Raw genomic sequence first — 6,571 nt, forward strand, 5'->3', positions numbered from 1 at the left:
GGCGGAACTTGTACCGTTCGATTCCGATCCATTACCGATAGCTATACTACTATTTTTTGTCGCTTTTGCCTCACTACCTACTGCTAAAGAATTCGTTCCAGAAGCTTGTGCACCAGAACCTATAGCGATATCTTGTTCATTACTAGCTAAACTTTTACGTCCAACAGCCACCGAATATTTGCCATTTGCAGTGGAATTCGTACCTAATGCTGGAGCTTCTTCACCACGAGATTGTGCATTAGTACCTAAAGCAACACCATGATCACCCATGGAGTATGCTTTATTACCAATAGCTACAGCACTTCCCCCACCTGACTCAGCATTATTACCAAAAGCCATGGAGGTACCTCCCCAAGCGCGTGCATTAGGGCCAAAAGCTAAATCATTATCTTTACCAATTAACTGATTAACTTTATTGAACCCCGCTCTTGAGTTATTACCCAAAGCAAAGCCGTTCGTGGATTGTACTTTTGCTTCATTACCAATAGCTACACCATTATTAGCAATGGTATTCGCATTACGACCAATAGCCACAGCTTGTGCACCTTGCCCTAATGTCCCCGTACCAATAGCGATTGTATTAATATCTCTAGTTTCCGCACTATGACCAATCGCAATACCACCGCTCTTATCTGTAATACCTGGTGTCGCCGTCGCAGGGTTAACAGTTACCTTTGCATTATGACCGATAGCGATACCGTTCTGACTTTCAGATTCACTAGGATCACCAACACCAACAGTAGCATCTGTACCCATAGCAACACTATAGTCGCCGCGAGCATTTGTTCTTTCACCTACAGCAATGCCGCCGTCATTTTCAGCTGTCGCACCGGTACCTCTTGTAATAGGTGCCCCCAACGCATCCGTAGGCATCATAACTCCTGTCAACATAACTGTACATGCCGTAATCCCCAGCATTTTTGAAAAAACTACCGACAACGAGGATCGTTTCGTCATATTCTTAGCCGTTTCCGCTACGACTACGTAACAACCCTTTGTACGATTCCAAATTACTTTAAACACTCGATTCATCAATCTTACTCCTTTAAAAATCAAAAAAATAAATGAATCGATTTATTTTAATATTATATCGATTCTATGCGAAGTATACCTTTAAAATACCATATAATTACTGCAAAGTGAATTATTTTTTCATTTTATATTCATTAAATATTAAGTTTAAATTTTTAACACTTTCGTTACAAATAGATATTTTATATATTAGTCGCAATCGCCGCTATCATTCACCCGGTTTCACGAACAATAATAATCCTCACTATATATGTAACAGTATGACCCAATACCTGATAATTTATTTTCTCTTCATCATCCTGTTTTATGATGACCGTATAATAGAATGGTATCTCGTCATAAACGGATATCGTACACGGCGTTCTGCCATCTCGACTCAATGTACGTACACAATTACTACATACCTACTTAAGCCAATTAACTATAGCACATTGCACATGTCTATGAGGGTACATTCTATTATGTGAGAAAAGGAATGATCGGTGAAAGCCATAGTACCGGCATTCCTTTTCTTTTATTTTTGCGCTACGAACGCGGTCCGATGAGCTTTGTGGATTTCATAGAAATAGATCATACGTATATGAAAACTATTTATACAGTCACTCCATGTGTTTTTTAACTTTTCCTGTTATACTGAAAGCAGAAAGGAGGAACTCATCTATGTCAGAACTCAATATCTTAGAACAAAATATAGACAAACCGAATCCGGTTAGCGAAGAAGATATCGTAGTCACGAGAGATAATCAAACTTTCACAATCAAAGGACGTTTTAACGGAGAAGAAGGCGTGTTCACATACGACACGGACGTTCAGCCTAACGATCAGTTGAAATTTTTGCGCCACAACTTTACGGCCATCGTAAAAAAAATTACATATAAGGTGATTCAAGGTCAGCGAATCACATTGATTGCAAAATTATATGCATAAAAATATCGGGGTATTGTTAATACAAACAACACCCCGATATTTTTTATCGGTCATACAATTATAAGAAATACAATACAACACAACAACACTTAATTCTTATAATTGAATAATCTAAAATTATTGAATTGTTGGTGCATTAATCGCAGCGCGAAGGTCAACTACATGAGCGTCTTCCGGTTCCGGAGCCGCCTGTTCCCCCACAGGTTTCACGCGATTATTGCCGTCTTTCATGGCTTCGTTCAAGCTGAAGATCACCATTTCATTCATGTAGAAACGCAATTCATCATCATGAATATTGGCCGTATTACGATCTAAAATATCGATGATTTGCTGCGCGTAATCCAATTTACCGTCTTCCGACACCGTCACATGGTCCGTAAAGAACTGTTTGTAATCGTTGTACAAACGGTCTAACGCCAAGCGCGCATAGCTGTCGTTCTTGTAACGATGGCTCACGATGTACCAGCTGCGGCGAACGTTCATGTAATATAATACATTATTACGATAGCGCTCTTGCCCCTTCATAACGCGCGTATCATCCATGATGCGTTTGCCCTTCTGATCCAATTGGAATTGTGTGAAAGCATTCACAACATCGCGAACTTCTTCGCTAGGTACAGGAACTGCGACTTCCGCTTCAATCACGTTTAACGGTTCAGCAGGTTGTTCCGGCATCATCAATCGATCCTGAGCCGCATCCGCCTGACCGGCTACACATACACAAGCAAGCGCCAATACAGGCATAAATTTTTTGAATTTCATAAATCCTCCTAATGACGAGCCGCCCCCCGAAGGGCGGCTTTCATATTCCTTACATGATTCTTACATGAATAGAGTATACTAAATAACCCATTTAATCAAGTCAAATTTACTTTGTAAGCCCTGCTTGTTGCATCAACAATGCAATTTGAGCCTTCATTTGTTCATTATCTTCCTTCACAGAGGATAATTCATCAATACGTTGTTGCATACGTGCATTATCATCCTTAACAGAAGACAGCTCATTGAGGCTTTCTTGCATGCGTGCATTTTCAGCTTTCAACGCTGTCACTTCATCTTGCAACACATAAATAGAGCTGATAGGGCCGCCCTTGTATCGTTCAGGAACTGCTTTCTTAGCATCGGAAGTACCGAATTTACGAGTTACACCGGCATTCACCATGTTATGGTGGCCACCTACGGACATTCCTACATGGAACATCGTATCTTCCGCCGTGTAATGAGCAACGCCTAAAGCCGCCGCCGTTTCACCACGATAGTTGCCGATGCCGGCCATCACTTGAGTCGGTTCCAACGGATCATACTGAATAGGTTTCAACGCTGAAAGTGCCGCCGCATGAGCGCCTACACGTTGCGTTTCGCCCGCTACCGCATTAATGGCATTTGACAAGCCGTCAGTAGCATCTTTCAATTGATTTACGTTAACCGCATCGGTTCCGTTTACGCCAGGGCCGACATTACTGATCGTATTGCCGCCGTTATCAAGGCCGTCTTTTGTGAGGCTCACCTGGTTGCCGCCGGCCGGAGTGATTGTCACGCCGCCACCGTTCATAACGGTCGTATTACCGTCAGCATCCTTAGTTGTTACCGTTTCAAGACCTTTCAAGTCTTTCGCCATACGAACCTTAAGGTTACCAGTACCGTCGGATACAACACCTAAATTGTCTTCTGTAGTCAACTTGCTAGCATCAGTAATGCCACCCACTACATTAACTTGTTCGTTAAGCTTTTTCTTGATTACGGAACCGCTATCGCCACCGTATTTCATACCGTCGTCTTTAGTTGCCACTTGGTGTGTCTTACCATTTTCGTCTTGGTACTTAATACGAGTGATGTTGTTACCATCTAAGTCTGGATCACCTTTATCAACGGTAATATCCGCATTGCGGCCATCTTTACCGGTTAAACCGATATGACCGACGCCGTCTTTACCGGACATGGATACAGCATCTTTACCGTCTTTGCCTGTGATACCTACTTTGCCGTCTGTACCGTCAGCACCGTTAGGACCTGTAATGGATACACCGTCTTGACCGTTTTTACCGACTTTTACCTTATCAGTAGTTACGCTGTCAGTCTTAAGATCTTTCGCCATCTTGATAGTAACATTACCGTTTTCGGCTACGGTCTTAATATTCTCACCGGAATATTTATCGTCGGATTCCGTACCTTCACCTTTGATCGTAACCTTTTGGCCTAGATCACGATGGAATTCACCTGTATTGCCGGCGAAATTCATACCTTTTTTCGTGATTTCATCGCCTAGATTAGTAATCTTATTATCCAAGGATTTGTGGGATTTTTGCAATTGGTCTTCTGTAGCAGCACGACCGCTTGTGATGTTGTCAGGATCCCAATCTTTGTTTTCCAGACCTGTCACATAACCGTCTTTACCGTCAACAGCGACTTTGCCTGCCGCAATCTTGCCGTCTTTACCGTCGATAGTTACCTTATCGCCGGCTTTGATAGTTCCGTTTGTACCATCAAAGGAAACTTGTTTCCCCGCATCTTTGCCCAATGTCACCTGATCTTTAAGGCTTACTTCATAATTCTTGGAACCATTAGCGTTATCGCTAGGTGTAACAGTGATATTGCTGCCTTGAGAGACCGTCGTGGAGGCTTTCGCTGTAGCGTTATCCAATTGGGATTTATTAACCGCATCCGTAGGATCCGTCCCGTTGGCTACATTGGTAATCTTGTTGCCGCCGTTGTTTAAGCCGTCTTTTGTGAGGCTCACCTTATTACCGCCGGCAGGATTGATTGTCATGCCGTCACCGTTGATAACGGTGTTATTACCACCGTTTGTAAAAGTTGTAGACGTTAATCCCTGTAATTCTTTCGCCAATTTTACATTCAATGTACCGTTGCCGTCGGATACAACACCGATATTATTGTCGGATAATTTAGCTGCATCAGCACCGCCTTTGATAGTTACGGTATCACCTAATTTTCTGTTGCTTACGGCACCGGTATCACCGGCAAAATTTAAGCCTTTTTCAAGAGTTTTATTGATATCGGAGATATCCTGTTTATTCTTATTGATATTCTGCGTATTGTTGGCGATATCTCCGGCATTTTTAGTGATATTTTGTTTGTTATCCGCAATATTCTGTTTGTTATCCGCAATATCCTGTTTATTTTTGTCAATGTCGGATCTATTCGTATTAACTTTGTCGTTAACCTTCTTCAACTGATCTTCCGTCGCAGCACGACCGGATACAGCCACTGGATTATCCACATTCCAATCCGTATTCGTGAGACCTGTTACATGACCTGTATCACCGTCTACAGTTACAGGGTTCGCTGTACCTACGGTAATTTTATTACCGAGACCGACAGTATATTCCTTACCGCCATTCGCATTCGTACCTTCCGTTACGGTTACATTCGCATCCTTTGCTTTCACACTGGATGCCTTCGCAGTACCGTTGATAGCTTTTTGTAACTGACCGTAATTAACGGCATCATTAAGATTGCTACCGTCCGCCACGTTGGTAATCTTTTGATTATTCGCATTGAGCCCTGATGGAGATACATATGTTTTACCGCCTACAGTCAAGCCGCCGTTATCAATCTTAGTATTACCAGCTGTAACGCTGTCCAAACCAGTCAATGTTTTAGCTAATTTCACATTCAATGTGCCATTGCCGTCGGATTCAACACCGATATTACCGTCAGATAATGTGCCTGTAGCACCGCCTTTAACAGTTACAGTGTCGCCTAATTGTCTGTTGCTTACAGCACCGGTATCACCTGCAAAGTTTAAGCCCTTATTAATTGTCGTATTAATTGTTGAAATATCTTGCTTGTTTTTAGCAATATCATTTTTATTATTAGCAATATCACCGGCATTTTTTGTGATATTTTGCTTGTTAGTATTGATGTCCCCGGCATTTTTATCGATAGCAGTTTTATTAGTATTAACTTTATCGTTAACTTTTTTCAACTGATCTTCCGTAGCACCGCGACCAGATACAGCCACAGGACTATCTACATTCCAGTCTTTATTTTGAAGGCCTGTTACATGCCCTGTAGTACCATTAATCGTTACAGGGTTCGCTGCACCTATTGTAACGGTGTTACCCAAAGTCATGTTAATAGTTGTATCACCATTAGCTTGTGTAATTGCGGCATTGATATTGCTGCCGTCGCCTTTGATGGTAACTTTAGAGCCTAATTTATTATTTTTCGCACCGCCTGTATTAGCATCGAAGTTAAGCCCTCTTTCAACTTCTTCTTTTACAGCATGTAACTGACTGCCATTAATAGCATCTGTACTATTAGCATCGATACGACCGGCAGCCAAATTAGTAAGCGTACGATAGTATTTTTTAATGCCTGCCACACCGGCTACATTATTGGCACCGATACTTACGGTACCTTGAGCTGTACCGCCGGCAAAGGTCTTATTGACACCGTTAACAGTTGCATTCGGCGTACTTACTACAGTTTCAGTCGTTGAGTTAGTACCTAGCGCTACGGAATTAGCCTGATCCACACGGGCATTGTTCCCCATGACAAAAGAATCCATAGCCGTCGCATATGCCCAGTTACCTAACGCCATGCTACCCTTTGCGGATACAGTGGAATTGTTACCCATGATATGGGCCCC

Annotated in this window: 4 protein-coding genes; 1 reads left to right on the forward strand and 3 read right to left on the reverse strand. The window is 42.3% G+C overall.

The window, feature by feature from the left end; all coding sequences use genetic code 11:
- On the reverse strand, nt 1-1,032 hold a 1,032-nt coding region (locus tag HMPREF1521_RS05330), incomplete at its 3' end, for an ESPR-type extended signal peptide-containing protein (protein WP_038116803.1).
- 660 nt (nt 1,033-1,692) lie between these two features.
- Between HMPREF1521_RS05330 and HMPREF1521_RS05335 the strand changes: the two genes are divergently transcribed.
- The gene (locus tag HMPREF1521_RS05335) at nt 1,693-1,959 is read left to right on the forward strand and encodes a hypothetical protein (RefSeq protein WP_038116807.1); all 267 of its coding nucleotides are present in this window, start codon (nt 1,693-1,695) and stop codon (nt 1,957-1,959) included.
- A 117-nt stretch (nt 1,960-2,076) separates the two neighbouring features.
- Here HMPREF1521_RS05335 and HMPREF1521_RS05340 read toward each other — a convergent pair whose 3' ends face one another.
- Together HMPREF1521_RS05340 and HMPREF1521_RS05345 are read right to left on the reverse strand one after the other, a co-directional pair.
- Entirely contained in the window at nt 2,077-2,721 is a 645-nt protein-coding gene (locus HMPREF1521_RS05340) for a hypothetical protein (RefSeq protein WP_038116809.1), read from the reverse strand.
- A 106-nt stretch (nt 2,722-2,827) separates the two neighbouring features.
- The coding region (locus tag HMPREF1521_RS05345) for a YadA-like family protein (RefSeq protein ID WP_038116812.1) at nt 2,828-6,571 on the reverse strand (3,744 nt) is incomplete at its 5' end.

The sequence above is a fragment of the Veillonella sp. AS16 genome, assembly GCF_000517785.1.
Lineage (GTDB): Bacteria > Bacillota > Negativicutes > Veillonellales > Veillonellaceae > Veillonella > Veillonella denticariosi.